This window comes from Brachybacterium sp. GU-2, from assembly GCF_030866705.2.
In the GTDB taxonomy this organism is placed as follows: Bacteria; Actinomycetota; Actinomycetes; order Actinomycetales; family Dermabacteraceae; genus Brachybacterium; species Brachybacterium conglomeratum.
In genome coordinates this window covers 1,136,185-1,150,776 of record NZ_CP133037.2, presented here as the reverse complement: position 1 = coordinate 1,150,776, position 14,592 = coordinate 1,136,185, and the positions used below count along the sequence as shown (strand labels likewise).

The 14,592-nt window shown below is 72.4% G+C and carries 14 protein-coding genes; all 14 read left to right on the top strand.

The genetic code is table 11. The features are described from left to right. Positions 1-5 precede the first annotated feature (5 nt). The 14 genes from murC (at position 6) to dnaE (ending at position 14,587) form a co-directional block, all read left to right on the top strand. Positions 6-1,514 carry a UDP-N-acetylmuramate--L-alanine ligase gene (gene murC, locus RBL05_RS05305; RefSeq protein WP_308740363.1) on the top strand — a complete coding sequence of 503 codons (1,509 nt, stop codon included), beginning with the start codon at positions 6-8 and terminating at the stop codon, positions 1,512-1,514. Continuing rightward, positions 1,514-2,683, top strand: coding sequence for a cell division protein FtsQ/DivIB (locus RBL05_RS05300; RefSeq protein WP_318604136.1), 1,170 nt, complete (start codon positions 1,514-1,516; stop codon positions 2,681-2,683). Before murC ends, RBL05_RS05300 begins: the two co-directional genes overlap by 1 nt. A gap of 297 nt (positions 2,684-2,980) precedes the next feature. Beyond that, on the top strand, positions 2,981-4,312 hold the full coding sequence (gene ftsZ, locus RBL05_RS05295) for a cell division protein FtsZ (protein ID WP_308740365.1): 1,332 nt from the start codon (positions 2,981-2,983) through the stop codon (positions 4,310-4,312). Beyond that, on the top strand, positions 4,309-5,079 hold the full coding sequence (gene pgeF, locus RBL05_RS05290; protein ID WP_308740366.1) for a peptidoglycan editing factor PgeF: 771 nt from the start codon (positions 4,309-4,311) through the stop codon (positions 5,077-5,079). The genes ftsZ and pgeF overlap by 4 nt, the downstream gene beginning before the upstream one ends. Positions 5,080-5,301: 222 nt before the next feature. Next, the gene (locus RBL05_RS05285) at positions 5,302-5,787 is read left to right on the top strand and encodes a cell division protein SepF (protein ID WP_263312214.1); all 486 of its coding nucleotides are present in this window, start codon (positions 5,302-5,304) and stop codon (positions 5,785-5,787) included. Positions 5,788-5,794: 7 nt separating this feature from the next. Next, entirely contained in the window at positions 5,795-6,085 is a 291-nt protein-coding gene (locus RBL05_RS05280; RefSeq protein ID WP_308740367.1) for a YggT family protein, read from the top strand. Between the two features lie 129 nt (positions 6,086-6,214). Further along, a complete protein-coding gene (locus tag RBL05_RS05275; RefSeq protein WP_308740368.1) occupies positions 6,215-6,907 on the top strand; it encodes a DivIVA domain-containing protein in 693 nt (230 codons plus the stop codon). Next, entirely contained in the window at positions 6,904-7,569 is a 666-nt protein-coding gene (gene lspA / locus RBL05_RS05270; protein ID WP_308740369.1) for a signal peptidase II, read from the top strand. The genes RBL05_RS05275 and lspA overlap by 4 nt, the downstream gene beginning before the upstream one ends. Further along, positions 7,566-8,492 (top strand): RluA family pseudouridine synthase, encoded by a 927-nt coding sequence (locus tag RBL05_RS05265; RefSeq protein WP_308740370.1) that lies wholly within the window; start codon positions 7,566-7,568, stop codon positions 8,490-8,492. The genes lspA and RBL05_RS05265 overlap by 4 nt, the downstream gene beginning before the upstream one ends. 94 nt (positions 8,493-8,586) lie before the next feature. Further along, positions 8,587-9,321: a hypothetical protein gene (locus RBL05_RS05260; protein ID WP_308740371.1), complete on the top strand. Its 735-nt coding sequence runs from the start codon at positions 8,587-8,589 to the stop codon at positions 9,319-9,321. Between the two features lie 55 nt (positions 9,322-9,376). After that, positions 9,377-10,228, top strand: a complete 852-nt coding sequence (locus RBL05_RS05255; RefSeq protein ID WP_308740372.1) for a hypothetical protein — start codon at positions 9,377-9,379, stop codon at positions 10,226-10,228. Positions 10,229-10,259: 31 nt separating this feature from the next. Beyond that, on the top strand, positions 10,260-10,685 hold the full coding sequence (locus RBL05_RS05250; RefSeq protein WP_308740373.1) for a hypothetical protein: 426 nt from the start codon (positions 10,260-10,262) through the stop codon (positions 10,683-10,685). A gap of 18 nt (positions 10,686-10,703) precedes the next feature. Continuing rightward, complete coding sequence (locus tag RBL05_RS05245) at positions 10,704-10,970, top strand: hypothetical protein (RefSeq protein WP_308740374.1); 267 nt, start codon at positions 10,704-10,706, stop codon at positions 10,968-10,970. 38 nt (positions 10,971-11,008) lie between these two features. Next, complete coding sequence (gene dnaE, locus RBL05_RS05240) at positions 11,009-14,587, top strand: DNA polymerase III subunit alpha (RefSeq protein ID WP_318604135.1); 3,579 nt, start codon at positions 11,009-11,011, stop codon at positions 14,585-14,587. Positions 14,588-14,592 lie beyond the last annotated feature (5 nt).

Genomic DNA, 14,592 nt, shown 5'->3' with positions numbered 1-14,592 from the left:
ACCCCATGACTCCCGCCTCCCCGCACGGCCCCGCACCCCGCACGATCCTGCGCCCCGGCGACGTGATCACCCGGCCGGACTGGCCGGCGGGGGAGAGCATCCGCTCGGTGCACGTGGTGCGGATCGGCGGCGCCGGCATGAGCGCCGTGGCGCGGCTCGCCCTCGAGGCCGGGCTCGCCGTGAGCGGGTCGGACTCCCAGGACGGCCAGTTCATCGCCCCGCTGCGCGAGGCCGGCGCCCGGATCGGGATCGGCTTCGATGCCGCGCTGCTCGCCGAGGACTGCGACCTCGTCATCGTCTCGACCGCCGTGCGCGCCGACAACCCCGAGGTCGCCGCTGCCCACGAGCGCGGCATCCCGGTGATCCACCGCGCCGCGGCGCTGGCGGGCCTGCTCGGGGAGCGGGACCTGATCGCCGTCGCCGGCACCCACGGCAAGACCACCACCACCGGCATGGCCGTCGCCGCGCTGCGCGGCGCCGGGCAGGACCCGGCCTGGGCGCTCGGCGCGGCCGTGCCCGATCTGGGCCGCAACGCCGGCTTCGGGAAGCAGCCCGGCGGCAGCGGCCCGGACAGCCCCGCCGTCGTGGAGGCCGACGAGTCCGACGGCTCCTTCCTCGCCTTCGCCCCGCTCTCGATCGTCGTCACCAACCTCGAGCCCGACCACCTCGACTTCCACGGCGACGCCGAGACCCTGACCGCCGCCTTCGACGCGCTCGTGGACCGGCTGCGACCGGGCGGCACCCTCGTCGTCTGCGAGGACGACCCCGGCGCCGCCGCCCTCGGCGAGAGGGCCCGGGCCCGGGGCGTCGCCGTCCAGGGCTACGGCACCGCCGAGGGCACCGCGTGGACGCTGCGCGCCGAGCGCAGCGGGGCCCGCGGCGCCGAGGTCGAGATCGAGGGCCCCGCCGGCCCGCTGACCCTGTCCCTCGCCGTCACCGGCCACCACAACGTCCTCAACGCCGTCGGCGCCCTCGCCGCGACCGCCGCCGCGGACCCGTCCCTGGACCCCGCCCGCCTCGCCGCGGGCCTGGGCACCTTCACCGGCGCCTCCCGCCGCTTCGACGTGGCGGGCGCCGCCGGGGGAGTGACCGTCGTGGACGACTACGCCCACCACCCCCGCGAGGTCGCCGCGACCCTGGACGCCGCCCGCGGGATCGTCGAGGCGCAGGAGGTGCCGGGCCGCGTCCTCGCCGTCTTCCAGCCCCACCTCTTCTCCCGCACCCGCGACTTCGCCGCGGACTTCGCCGCCGCGCTCGAGGCCGCGGACCTCGCCTGGGTGATGCCCGTCTACGCCGCCCGCGAGGATCCCGACCCCGCCACCACCGCCCGGACGATCACCGGCCACGCGGGCGAGGCCGTGGTCGCCCTCGACGCCGACGCGCAGGTCCTCGACCTGGTCCCGGCCGCGGCCCGCCCCGGCGACCTGCTGCTGATGCTGGGCGCCGGAGACATCGTCGAGACGACCCCGGCGCTGCTCGCCGCGCTCGAGGCGGACCCCCGGGACCGCGCCTGATGGCACGCCGCCCCACCACGCCCCGACCGCGCCCCGGCACGGTCCGCCCGACGCCGCCCGCGGAGCGCCCCGAGCAGTCCGCCGAACGGCGCTCCGCCCGCGAGGCCCGTCCCCGCCCCGCGGAAGGGACCGGCTCCGCCGGGGGTCCGTCGCGGACCGCACGGTCGGGCCGCACCCCGCAGTCCGGTCGCACCCCGCAGCCTGGCCGCGCCGCGCAGCCTGGCCGCGCCGCGCCGACCGGCCGGAGCGCCGCTCCGGAGCCGTCGGCCCGCAGCGCACACTCGGCTCCCTCGGCCCACTCGGCGGCCTCGCCGTCCCCGGCTCCGGGCGCGTCCCGCGGCCGGGGACGCAGCCTCGGACGGCCAGCCGTCGAGCCCGAGGCTCCGCTCGCCCCGCCCCGCGCGCAGGAGGAGGAGCCGGGCGGCGGCCGCATCGTCCAGGCCGCGGACCGCTTCCGCGAGCTCGTCGCGGGACGCCCGTGGCGCCGGCGTCGGCGCGCGATCATCGCCGGCACCCTCGTGACGCTGCTCGTGCTCGTCGCCGCCCTCGCCACCGTCGTGATGCTCCCGGCCCTGCAGGTCCGCGACATCACCGTCGAGGGAACCGGGTACGTCGCCGAGGAGGACGTGCGCGAGGCCGTCGCCTCCCACAGCGGCGACAGCGTGCTGCTGCTGCCCACCCGCGACATCGCCGACCGAGCCGCCGAGGTGCCGGGCGTCGCCACCGCCGAGGTCGACCGGGTCTGGCCCGACGGCATGACCGTCACCGTCACCGAGGCGGCCCCGGTCGCGCAGCTCACCCGCGCCGACGGCAGCACCGCCGTGGTCGACGCCGCGGGGGAGGAGCTCCCGGCCGCGGCCGGCGAGGGCGCGACCCTGGTGCCGATGACCGTCCAGGGCGGCGCCGCCGACCCCGAGGGCGCGGCCGCGACCATGAGCGAGGTGCTCGCCTCCCTGCCCGATCCGCTGCGCGGCGCGGTCCGGGAGGTCTCCGCCTCCAGCACCAGCGACGTCACCCTCGTCCTCACCCTCGAGGACGGCGGCACCAAGACGGTCGTCTGGGGCGACGCGCATGATGCAGAGCTCAAGGCCGAGGTGGTGCAGGCGCTGCTGGGCCGACCCGGCACGACCATCGACGTCTCCTCCCCGGTCGCACCCGTCACCCGCTGATCTCCTCCGCTGCGACGCCGGCCCCCGTGCGCCGGGAGCGGGACGGGGACGGGCGGGCGGACACCCCGCAGTCCGACGGATCGGGCGGACCGGACGGTGACATTGGCCCGGCTCGCGCCCGACACGCGCCCTCGGTGTTTGCGTGCGCGTGCACTCCTCCTTAGCGTCGAGGGAAGGGAGAGGCGCCCCGAAGTCCGAACCTCAAGTAGAGGTCCAGGGTTGAGGAGCGGTCGCGACCAGGCGCGATCCAGGCCCTTCTCCAGGAAGACCTACAAGAGCCAAGAGCAAGGACCAAACGTGGCCGGAACCCAGATCTCCCTCGCAGTCATCAAGGTCGTCGGCGTCGGCGGCGGAGGTGTCAACGCCGTCAACCGCATGATCGAGTCCGGGCTCAAGGGCGTCGAGTTCATCGCGATCAACACCGACGCCCAGGCACTCCTCATGTCCGACGCCGACGTCAAGCTCGACGTCGGCAAGGAGATCACCCGTGGTCTCGGCGCCGGCGCCGACCCCGAGGTGGGCAAGAAGGCCGCCGAGGACCATGCCGAGGAGATCGAGGAGGTCCTGCGCGGGGCCGACATGGTCTTCGTGACCGCCGGTGAGGGCGGCGGCACCGGCACGGGCGGCGCGCCCGTCGTCGCGAAGATCGCCCGCAGCCTCGGCGCCCTGACCATCGGCGTGGTCACCCGCCCCTTCACCTTCGAGGGCCGCCGCCGCTCGACCCAGGCCGAGTCCGGCATCGCCGCGCTCCAGGCCGAGGTCGACACCCTCATCGTGATCCCCAACGACCGCCTGCTCTCCATCGCGGACAAGCAGGTCTCGATGCTCGACGCCTTCAAGAGCGCGGACCAGGTCCTGCTCTCCGGCGTCCAGGGCATCACGGACCTGATCACCACCCCGGGCCTGATCAACCTCGACTTCGCGGACGTGAAGTCCGTGATGCAGGGGGCGGGCAGCGCCCTGATGGGCATCGGCTCGGCCCGCGGCGACGACCGCGCGCTGCAGGCCGCGGAGCTCGCGGTCTCCAGCCCGCTGCTCGAGGCCTCGATCGACGGGGCCTACGGCGTGCTGCTCTCCATCCAGGGCGGCAGCGACCTCGGCCTGTACGAGGTCTCCGAGGCCGCGCGCCTCGTCCAGGAGGCCGCGCACCCGGATGCGAACATCATCTTCGGCTCCGTCATCGACGACGCCCTCGGCGACGAGGTGCGCGTGACCGTGATCGCCGCGGGCTTCGAGGGCGGCGGTCCCCAGCCGCGCCAGGACCTCACCCCGCAGCAGCGCCCCGCCGCCCGCACCGAGCAGCCCGCCCAGCGCCCCGCGGTGCAGCAGCGGCCCGCCGTGCAGCAGCGTCCCGCCTCCTCCGAGCAGCGCCCCGGCCAGGGCGCCGGCGCGGCCGCCGCCTCCCCGGGCGCCTGGGGCCTGCCGCAGCAGGCCTTCTCCCCGTCGCGGCCCAGCGCCCCCGAGCCCGAGACCGAGGCGCTGGACGCTGCGGACGTCGAGGACGCGGGCCAGGCTCAGAACGTCGCCCCCCAGCCGGCGCCCCGGGCCCCCGAGCCCACCCGCCCGCCGCACATCGAGGAGCCCCCGGCGGACGACGACGACCTCGACCTGCCGTCCTTCCTGAAGTGACGAGCCCCCTCAGCGCACGGGCCCCGCGGATCCGCGGGGCCCGTGCCCTGTTCACGGGCCGTGCCGGAGGAGTCAGCACGGGCGAGCACGCCGGCCTCAACCTCGCCCGCCACGTCGGCGACGACGCACGGGCCGTCGAGGAGAATCGGGCGCGGGTGGCCGCGGAGATCGGTGCGCCGCTGGTCTTCGTCGAGCAGGTCCACTCCGCCGATGTGCACGTGCTGCCCGCACAGGACGCCGAGCCCGGGCGGGGCACGGGGCCCGCGGGGGAGCCGGGACCCGTCGTGCGCGCCGACGCGATCGTCACCGATCGCACCGACGTGGCGCTCGCGATCATGGTCGCCGACTGCCTGCCCGTGCTGCTCTCCGACCCGGTCGCCGGGGTCGTCGCCGTCGCCCACGCCGGGCGCCGCGGCCTGCTGGACGGCGTGCTCGAGGCGACCCTCTCGGAGATGGCCGCCCTCGGCGCCCGCCCCGCGGACGTGACCGCGAGCATCGGCCCGTCGATCTGCGGTGCCTGCTACGAGGTGCCGGAGCAGATGCGCGGGGACGCCGCGGCCCTCCTGCCCGCGACCGCCTCGAGGACGCGCTGGGGGACCCCGGCGCTGGATCTGCGGGCGGGGGCGGTCTGCGTGCTGCAGGACGCCGGCGTCCCTGCCGAGGCGATCGACGCCGAGCATCCCTGCACCCTCGAGGACGAGCGCTTCTTCTCCTACCGCCGCAGCGCCGTCACGGGTCGCTTCGCCGGGGTGCTGCGCAGGGGCTGAGCCGGGCCCGGGCGATCCCGGTCGGGCTCCGCCGCCCCGCCCGGGACCTGGGCGGCCCGCACGTCACGACGTGCACGTCACGCCGCGACACGCGCACGACACGCCGACGACGTCCCTGTCGTCTCGAATCGCCTGCTGTACTTTCGAGTCAACGGGCTCCCGCGCACTCCCCGTGCTTCCCCGGGGCCCAGGTCAGCGCGAACAACGACTGGGAGATCTGCGATGGGAACCTGGCGCAACGCCATGGTCGCACTCGGCCTCGCCAACGAGGTCGACGACGAGTACTACGAGGACGAGCGGTACCGCGAGGAGCAGCCTGCTCCGTCCCGCCGCACCGAGCGGGCGCCCGAGCCCACCACCGAACGGGAGGCCCAGGTGACCCCGATCCGTCAGCACTCGAACGTGGTCGCGATGGCCCCGGCAGTGGAGGAGTCGATGCAGCGCATCACCACGATCCATCCGCGGTCGTACAACGACGCCAAGGCGATCGGCGAGTCCTTCCGCGACGGCGTGCCGGTGATCATGAACCTCTCGGACATGCAGGACGGCGACGCCAAGCGCATGGTCGACTTCTCCGCCGGCCTCGTCTTCGGCCTGCGCGGCACGATCGAGCGCGTCACCTCCAAGGTGTTCCTGCTGTCGCCGGAGTTCGTCCAGGTCGACGGGGACTCCTCGGCCGACGAGGGCAGCTTCTACAACCAGAGCTGAGGCTCCCGTGCAGCTCGTCGCCGGGATCCTCTATCTCGCGGTCCTGATCTACCTGCTCCTGCTCCTGGCGCGCCTGGTGCTCGAATGGATCCAGGGCTATGCCCGCGAGTTCCGCCCCTCCGGACTGGTGCTGGTGCTGTTCGAGGTGGTCTTCACGCTGACGGACCCCCCGGTCAAGCTCTTGCGCCGAATGATCCCCCCGCTGCGGCTGGGCGCGGTGAGCCTGGACCTGTCCCTGATGATCCTCCTGATCGTGGGTTGGATCCTGCTGCGCGTCCTCGCCGGCCTCGCGGCCTGATCCACGGCCCTGCGATGTGAGGTGCGCGATTCTCCCGGCCCCGATGCAGGGGTCCGCCGCCGATCCGCTAGGCTGTCCGCACCGCGCCTCACCGCGCAAACCGACTCACGAATGACGAAAAGGTGACCCATGGCTCTGATGCCCGAAGACCTGATGAATCAGCGGTTCACCCCGGTCCGGTTCTCCGAGGGTTACGACATGGACGAGGTCGACAACTTCCTCGACAACGAGGTCGAACCCCGCCTGAAGGAACTGATCTCCGAGAACGAGCGCCTGAAGAAGGAGCTCGAGGAGGCGCACAACCGCATCGCTGAGCTCGAGTCCGGTGCTCCTGCCGCGGCCGCCGCCCCCGCCGTCGAGGCCGAGGAGCAGGACGAGGAGACCGTCGTCTCCGAGGTGCCCGCCGACGCTGCCGCGGACGAGGCCGCTCCGGAGGAGGTCGTCGCCGAGGAGGAGCCCGCGGCCGTCGCCGAGGAGCCCGCCGCCGCTGCGGCGCAGACCCCGGACCAGTCCGCCGCCGGCATCATCGCCCTGGCCAACCGCCTGCACGACGAGCACGTCAAGAACGGCGAGGACGAGCGCGACCGCCTCATCACCGAGGCGAACGAGGAGCACAAGCGCATCGTCAGCGAGGCCGAGGAGAAGTCCCGCACCACGCTGGCCGATCTGGAGGCGAAGAAGTCAGAGCTCGAGAAGACCATCGAGGGCCTGCGCAACTTCGAGCGCGACTACCGCAACCGTCTGCGCAACTACCTGGAGAACCAGCTGCGCGAGCTCGACACGAGCGAGACGCAGGACAAGCAGGCGAACTTCGGTCTGTGAGCACTCCTGACCCCACGTCGACGAGCGCCGGCCCGCAGAGGTCCGGCGCTCGTCGCCGTCTGAGCCGCCCCGCCGTCCTCGGCGTCGTCGGCCTGCTCGCGGTCGTGCTCCTGGTCGCGGACCAGGTGACGAAGAACTGGGCGGTGGCGACCCTCCCCGAGCTCGACCCCCAGCCCTTCCTCGGCGAGGTGCTGCAGCTGACCCTGCTGTACAACACCGGCGCGGCCTGGGGGATGGGCGCGGAGATCACCCCGGTGGTCACCTGCCTGCAGATCGCGATCGTGATCGGCGTGATCGTCTTCGCGGTCCGCTCGGTCCGCTCGCCCTGGTACGCGCTCGCCCTCGGTCTGATCATGGGCGGCGCGCTCGGCAACATCCACGACCGCCTGCTGCGGGCCCCCGGTCCCTTCCACGGCGCGGTCGTCGACTTCCTCGAGCTGCCGAACTGGCCCGTCTTCAACGTCGCCGACATGGCCGTGGTGGGCGGGGCGATCCTGGTGATCGCGCTCGGGCTGTTCGGCCTCGACGCCGATCCCGCCCGCGCCGCGCAGGAGCAGGCCGAGGCCGAGCAGGCGCAGACCCGCGCCGAGCAGGAGCAGGCCCGTGCCGCCGAGCCGTCGACGGGAGGCCCGGCGGAGGAATCCCCGGAGGCGGGGAAGTGAGCGCCTCCCGCACCCTGATGGTCCCCGACGGCCTCGCCGGGGAGCGCGTGGACGTGGGCATCTCCCGCATGCTGGGCCTGTCCCGCACCCGCGCCGCCGACCTCGTCATGGCCGGGCACGTCCTGGTCGACGGCCAGGTCCCCGCCCGCTCCACCCGTCTCGAGCCCGGAGCGATGGTGGACGTCGAGCTGCCGGACGAGAAGCCGGCCGTCGAGGTCCGGCCCCAGATCGCCGAGGGCATGAGCCTCATCCACCAGGACGACGACATCGTCGTGATCGACAAGCCCGTGGGCGTCGCGGCGCATCCGAGCGCCGGCTGGTCCGGGCCGACGGTGCTGGGCCATCTCGCCGCCGCCGGCGTCTCGATCCGCACCAGCGGCGACCCCGAGCGGCAGGGGATCGTCTCCCGTCTGGACGTCGGGACCAGCGGGCTCATGGTCGTCGCCCGCACCGAGCGCGCCTACACCACTCTGAAGGACGCCTTCCGCGCCCGCGAGGTGGGGAAGGTGTACCACGCGGTGTGCCAGGGGGCGCCCGATCAGCCCTCCGGCGCGATCGACGCGCCCATCGGCCGCTCGCCGAGCCACGACTACAAGTTCGCGGTGCGCGAGGACGGCAAGCACTCGGTCACCCACTACGAGACCCTCGAGGAGCTGCGCGGCGCGACCCTGCTGCGTGTGGGCCTGGAGACCGGCCGCACCCACCAGATCCGCGTGCACATGGCCGCGCTGCGACATCCCTTGGTCGGCGACCCGCTCTACGGCGCGGACCCGACCCTCGCGACGAAGGTGGGCCTGGTGCGACAGTGGCTGCACGCGATGGAGCTGACCTTCACCCATCCGGTCAGCGGGCGCGAGGTCACCTACGCCTCCACCTACCCGGACGACCTCCAGCAGGCGCTCGAGCGGCTCAGGGAGCGCTGAGCAGGGCGGGGCGCGGCGCACGGCTCCTGCGCCCTCTGTGCGGTCCGGGTGTCGTCGTCACCGGCATCGGCGGTCCACGAGATACCGTCGAGGCATGACCGACGAGCAGACCTCCGGAGCGCTGACCCCCACCCGGGATGCCGCCCTGTCCCGCCCCGACTTCCCCGTCGCCCGCGTCGCGCGCCGCCTGGGCCTCGACCCCGAGGGTGCCGAGCTCGCGCTGCGCGACGACGAGCGGGTTCGCGCCGCACTCGCACGCTCCGTCGAGGAGTTCCTCGCCGCCGATGACGACCGCCGCGCCGGACGGCCCCCGAGCTCCGAACTCGCCCTGGACCCCGACTTCCCGAGCGGCGTGGGCATGGCGCTCGTCGGCGCGGCGGTGCTGTGGGAGGAGCGGGACCTGGTGCCGAAGGTCGCTCTGCGCGTGGCGAAGGACCACTACGAGGACGGGGCCGACGAGCTCGCCGCGAGCTACGTCGCCCTCGTGCAGGAGTCGGTCGAGCCGGGGGAGCGCAGCGACGACGACGCCCTCGCCTGGGCCGCGCAGTCCCTGCTGGTCTCCGTGCTGCAGCGCTCCGGGGACCCGGCCCGCGCCGACGAGATCGCCCGAGACCTCGCCGCCCATGCGATCCCGATCGACCTGTGGCGCGACGACGACCCGACCCTGCCGGACGACTCCCTGGCCTGGCACGGCGGCGCCTTCGTCGGCGGGATCCCTCCGCGCCGCGACGAGCGACGCCTCAGCTTCGAGGACGTCCACGACTACATGAACTCGCTCATGGCCGACATGCAGCGCGAGCAGGCGGCGGAGGACGACGGCCGCGGCTGAGCACGCCAGCTCTCAGCAGGCCGGGCTCGTCGGCCCGAGTCCGTACCGTATCCCCATGACGACCGCGGACACGCTCGCGCTGCCCTCCGGGACGGCGGCGGAGGACGACTACCTCGACCTCGTCGAGGAAGTGGGAGACAGGGCCATCGCCCAGCTGCTCGAGGAGTGCCGGGTCGCGGGGCACGGGGTCGAGGAAGATGTGGCTGAGATTCCGGTCGCGGCGGCGCTCGAGGACCTGGCGTCCGCGCTCGCCGATGCCCTGCTCGACGCCGAGCTCGGTGCGCCGCGCGGAATCTCCCCGCACTCGCCCCTGCGCGACCACCCCGACTTCCCCGAAGTGCTCGGCCTGCGAGTCCTCGGGGCCCTGCATCTGCACGACGTCCTCGACCGCAGCGCAGCTGCCGCGCTGATGGCTGGGCTGCTCGCGCGTCGGCGGATGCACGACGGGGAGACCGCGGAAGCCCTGAAGCTCGCGGTGCTCGCCGCCTCACTGGGCAGCACGTCCTCGAGCCCCCACACCGGCCTCTGCCTGGGCGTCCTCGCCGCCGCGCTCCAACGATGCGGGCACCGTCGCCAGGCCTCCGGCATCCACCTCCTGCTGCACACCTACGGGGTCGAGATCGAGGCGTGGCGGGATCCGGAGAAGTGGGAGGCCGGTGCGCCCTGGACCGACGGCGCACGGTTCGAGCAGTGGCTCTCCCTGTCCAGGGGCGCCGAACGGCGGGTGCCGTTGTCGGACGACGATCCCCGTTCCGCCCTCGCCGGGATAGTGGCGAAGGCCGGACGCCTGGAGCGGTTCGGGCTGCTGCGCCACCTGCGCCGCCGCCGGGAGGAGAACCCTCCCCTCGACCTGATGCTCCGCGAGCTCGAGGACCTCGCGATCCAGGAGGAATGGGAGTACCTCTGAGCCCGCGCCGGGACGCCCGTGACCTGGCCCCATGACGACTCCACGGGGCGCCCTCTTCACGGGCAGCGTGAACTACGACGACGCCGAGAAGACCATGCGCACCGCCGTAGAGATCCTCGGCGCGCACGTCGGGCGGATCCCCGACGGCGAGGTCGGGAAGCGATTCCACTGGATCATGTTCCAGCCCGACGTGCTCGGCGAGGCCGACGGCGTCGAGCGCGTGGGCGCGGAGCCGATCCCCTTCGGCGCCGGGCTCGACGCCCGCCCGCTGCGGATCGCCGACGGGGTCGAGGCCGCCGAGATCGCACTGCCACCGCTCGGCTGCGCGGATGCGCTGCTGGGCGAGCTCGAGCAGATCCTCGAGGAGATCCCGCACGAGGACCTCGCGATCCAGTGGGACGTCGCCTCCGAGAGGGGCATCCTCGAGGGCGCCTCCGGCTACGGCGCGGTCATGTAGAGCTGGTGGACGGGGGGAGTGCTCGAGGGGATCGTCGCCCGGCTCGCTGCGCTCGTGGACGCCGTCCCTCTGGAGGTCGAGGTCGGGATGCACCTCTGCTACGGCGATGCCGGGGAGAAGCACTTCGTCCAGCCCGCCGACACCGCGAACCTCGTCCGGGTCGCGAACGCCGTCCTCGGCGCCGTCGGCCGCACCCCGCTGCGCAGCGCCCTTGAACGCCCCGGTGCGTCGGCGGATTCCCGACACGCCGGACGCGCCGGGGTGACCTCTCCGACCCCCGCTTGAGCGCTCGCCCGTCGGCCCTCGCGGCTACGCTGGTGGGCATGGCTTCTGCGGGTTCCGATGACTTCGTCCATCTCCACGTCCACACCGATTACTCGCTGCTGGACGGCGCCGCGAAGATCGACAAGCTGGTCGCCGAGACGGTGAACCAGGGCCAGCAGGCGGTGGCGATCACCGACCACGGCTATCTCTTCGGCGCCTACGAGTTCTACAAGGCCGCGACCGACGCCGGGGTCAAGCCCATCGTCGGCATCGAGGCCTATGTGACTCCCGGGACGAGTCGTCATGACCGCACCCGCGTGCAGTGGGGCACCAAGGAGCAGCAGGCGGCGGGCGATGACGTCTCCGCCCGCGGCGCCTACACCCACATGACCCTGCTGTCGAAGTCGACCGAGGGCATGCACAACCTCTTCCGCCTCGGCTCGGCCGCGTCCCTCGACGGGCAGATGGGCAAGTGGCCGCGGATGGACCGCGAGATCCTCTCGAAGTACGCGCCGGGCCTGATCGCCACCTCCGGCTGCCCCTCCGGCGAGGTGCAGACCCGCCTGCGGCTGGGACAGTTCGACGAGGCCGTGAAGGCCGCCGGCGAGTTCCAGGACATGTTCGGCAGGGACAGCTACTTCATCGAGCTGATGGACCACGGCCTCGACATCGAGAAGCGCGTGACCAAGGACCTGCTCGAGGTCGCCAAGGCGGTGAACGCCCCGCTGGTGGCGACCAACGACCTCCACTACGTCACCGAGCAGGACGCCACCATCCAGGACGTGCTGCTGTGCATCAACTCCGGCTCGCGCCTGAACGATCCCGACCGCTTCAAGTTCGGCGGCTCCGGCTACTTCCTGAAGTCCGCCCAGCAGATGCGGGAGCTGTTCCGCGAGTTCCCCGAGGCCTGCGACAACACGCTGCGCATCGCCGAGATGTGCGACGTCTCCTTCACCACCACCTCTGAGGGCGCGAACTACATGCCGCACTTCCCCACCCCGGGCGGGGAGGACGAGGAGTCGTGGTTCGTCAAGCAGGTCCAGGACGGCCTGCACTACCGCTACCCCTCCGGCATCCCCGACGAGGTCCAGAAGCGCGCCGACTACGAGGTCGGGATCATCCTCCAGATGGGCTTCCCCGGCTACTTCCTGGTCGTCTCCGACTACATCAAGTGGGCCAAGGAGCAGGGGATCCGCGTCGGCCCCGGCCGTGGCTCCGGCGCCGGCTCGATGGTCGCCTACGCCATGCGCATCACCGACCTCGACCCGATCGAGCACGGCCTGCTCTTCGAGCGGTTCCTGAACCCGGACCGCGTCTCCATGCCCGACTTCGACGTCGACTTCGATGATCGCCGCCGCGGCGAGGTCATCGAGTACGTCGAGCAGAAGTACGGCGACGACAAGGTCTCCCAGGTCGTCACCTACGGCGTCATGAAGACGAAGAACTCCATCAAGGACGCCGCCCGCGTCCTGGACTACCCGTTCGCGATGGGGGACAAGATCACCAAGGCGCTGCCGCCGGCGGTGATGGGCAAGGACATCCCGATCAACGGGATCTTCGACCCCGAGAACAAGCGCTACGCGGAGGCGACCGAGTTCCGCCGCATGCACGACGAGGACCCCGACGTCCAGAAGGTCGTCGAGATCGCCAAGGGCGTGGAGGGCCTGACCCGCGGCTGGGGCGTGCACGCCTGCGCGGTCATCATGTCCAGCCACACCCTCACCGACATCATCCCGATGATGCGCCGCCCCTCCGACGGTCAGATCATCACCCAGTTCGAGTACCCGACCTGCGAGACGCTCGGCCTGCTGAAGATGGACTTCCTGGGGCTGCGGAACCTCACCGTCCTCTCCGACGCGGTGGAGAACATGTCCCGCAACGGGAAGACCCCGCCGGACCTGGAGACCCTGCCCTTCGACGACCCGGCGACCTACGAGCTGCTCCAGCGCGGCGACACCTTGGGCGTGTTCCAGCTCGATGGCTCGGGCATGCGCACCCTGCTGCGGCAGATGAAGCCCGACCAGTTCGGGGACATCACCGCCGTCTCGGCGCTGTACCGTCCGGGCCCGATGGGCATGGGCTCGCACACCAACTACGCGCTGCGCAAGAACGGCCTGCAGGAGATCACGCCGATCCACCCGGAGCTCGAGGAGCCGCTCTCGGAGATCCTCGACGAGACCTACGGCGTGCTCGTCTACCAGGAGCAGGTGATGCAGACGGCGCAGAAGGTCGCCGGCTACTCGCTCGGCGAGGCGGACATCCTCCGTCGCGCCATGGGCAAGAAGAAGAAGGCGGAGCTGGACAAGCAGTACGTCTCCTTCGAGGCGGGCATGAAGGACAACGGCTACTCCGACGCCGCCGTGCAGGCGCTGTGGGAGACGCTGCTGCCCTTCGCGGACTACGCCTTCAACAAGTCCCACTCCGCCGCCTACGGCGTGGTCTCCTACTGGACCGCCTATCTCAAGGCGAATCACCCCACGGAGTACATGGCCGCGCTGCTGACCTCCACCCAGGAGAACCGCGACCGGCTCGGCCTCTACCTCGGCGACTGCCGCCACCGCGGCATCACCGTGCTGCCCCCGGACGTCAACGAGTCCGACCTGTACTTCTCCGCCGTCGGCGACGACATCCGCTTCGGACTCTCCGCGATCCGCAACGTCGGCACGAATGTGGTCGAGGAGATCATCCGCACCCGGGAGGAGAAGGGCGCCTTCACCTCCTTCACCGACTTCCTGGACCAGGTCCCGCTGTCGGTGTGCAACAAGCGGACCATCGAGTCGCTGATCAAGGGCGGCGCCTTCGACTCCCTCGGCCACAACCGCCGCTCCCTCGTGCTGATCCACGAGGATGCCGTCGACTCGGTCGTCGACGTCAAGCGCAAGGAGGCCCAGGGCCAGTACGACCTCTTCGCCGACGTCTTCGGCGGCGCGGGCGGCGGCGAGGGCGAGGACGCGATGGCCTCCGGCTCCGCGGCGACGCTGACCATCCCGGACCTGCCCGAGTGGGACCGCAAGGAGCTGCTCGCCTTCGAGCGCAACATGCTGGGCCTGTACGTCTCGGACCACCCCCTGTACGGGCTCGAGCACGTCATCGCCCAGAACTCCTCCACCTCCATCAGCTCGCTGGCCGACGACGGCGCCGTCAAGGACGGCGAGATGGTCACGATCGCGGGGCTGATCACCACCCTGCAGCGCAAGACCACCAAGAAGGGCGACATGTGGGCGATCGCCACGGTCGAGGACCTCGAGGGCTCGATCGACTGCCTGATGTTCCCCTCGACCTACATGACCGTCGCCTCAGAGCTCGCCGAGGACCTCGTCGTCTCGATGAAGGGCCGGGTCGACACCTCCAAGGGCATGCCCGAGCTGCGGGTCATGGAGATGACGATCCCGGAGACCGGGGGAGGGGTCGACGGCCCCGTCACCATCGCCCTGCCCGCCCTGCGCGCCACCGAGAAGGTGGTCGGCGACCTCCGCGGCGTGCTCGAGGACAACCCCGGCTCCTCCGAGGTGCGGGTCAAGCTCCAGGAGCCCGGCCGCACGACCCTGATGCAGCTGGACAAGCGCCTCGCGGTCACCCCGTCGGCCGCGCTGTACGCCTCGCTGAAGGCCCTGCTGGGCCCGGGATGCCTCTCCTGAGCACG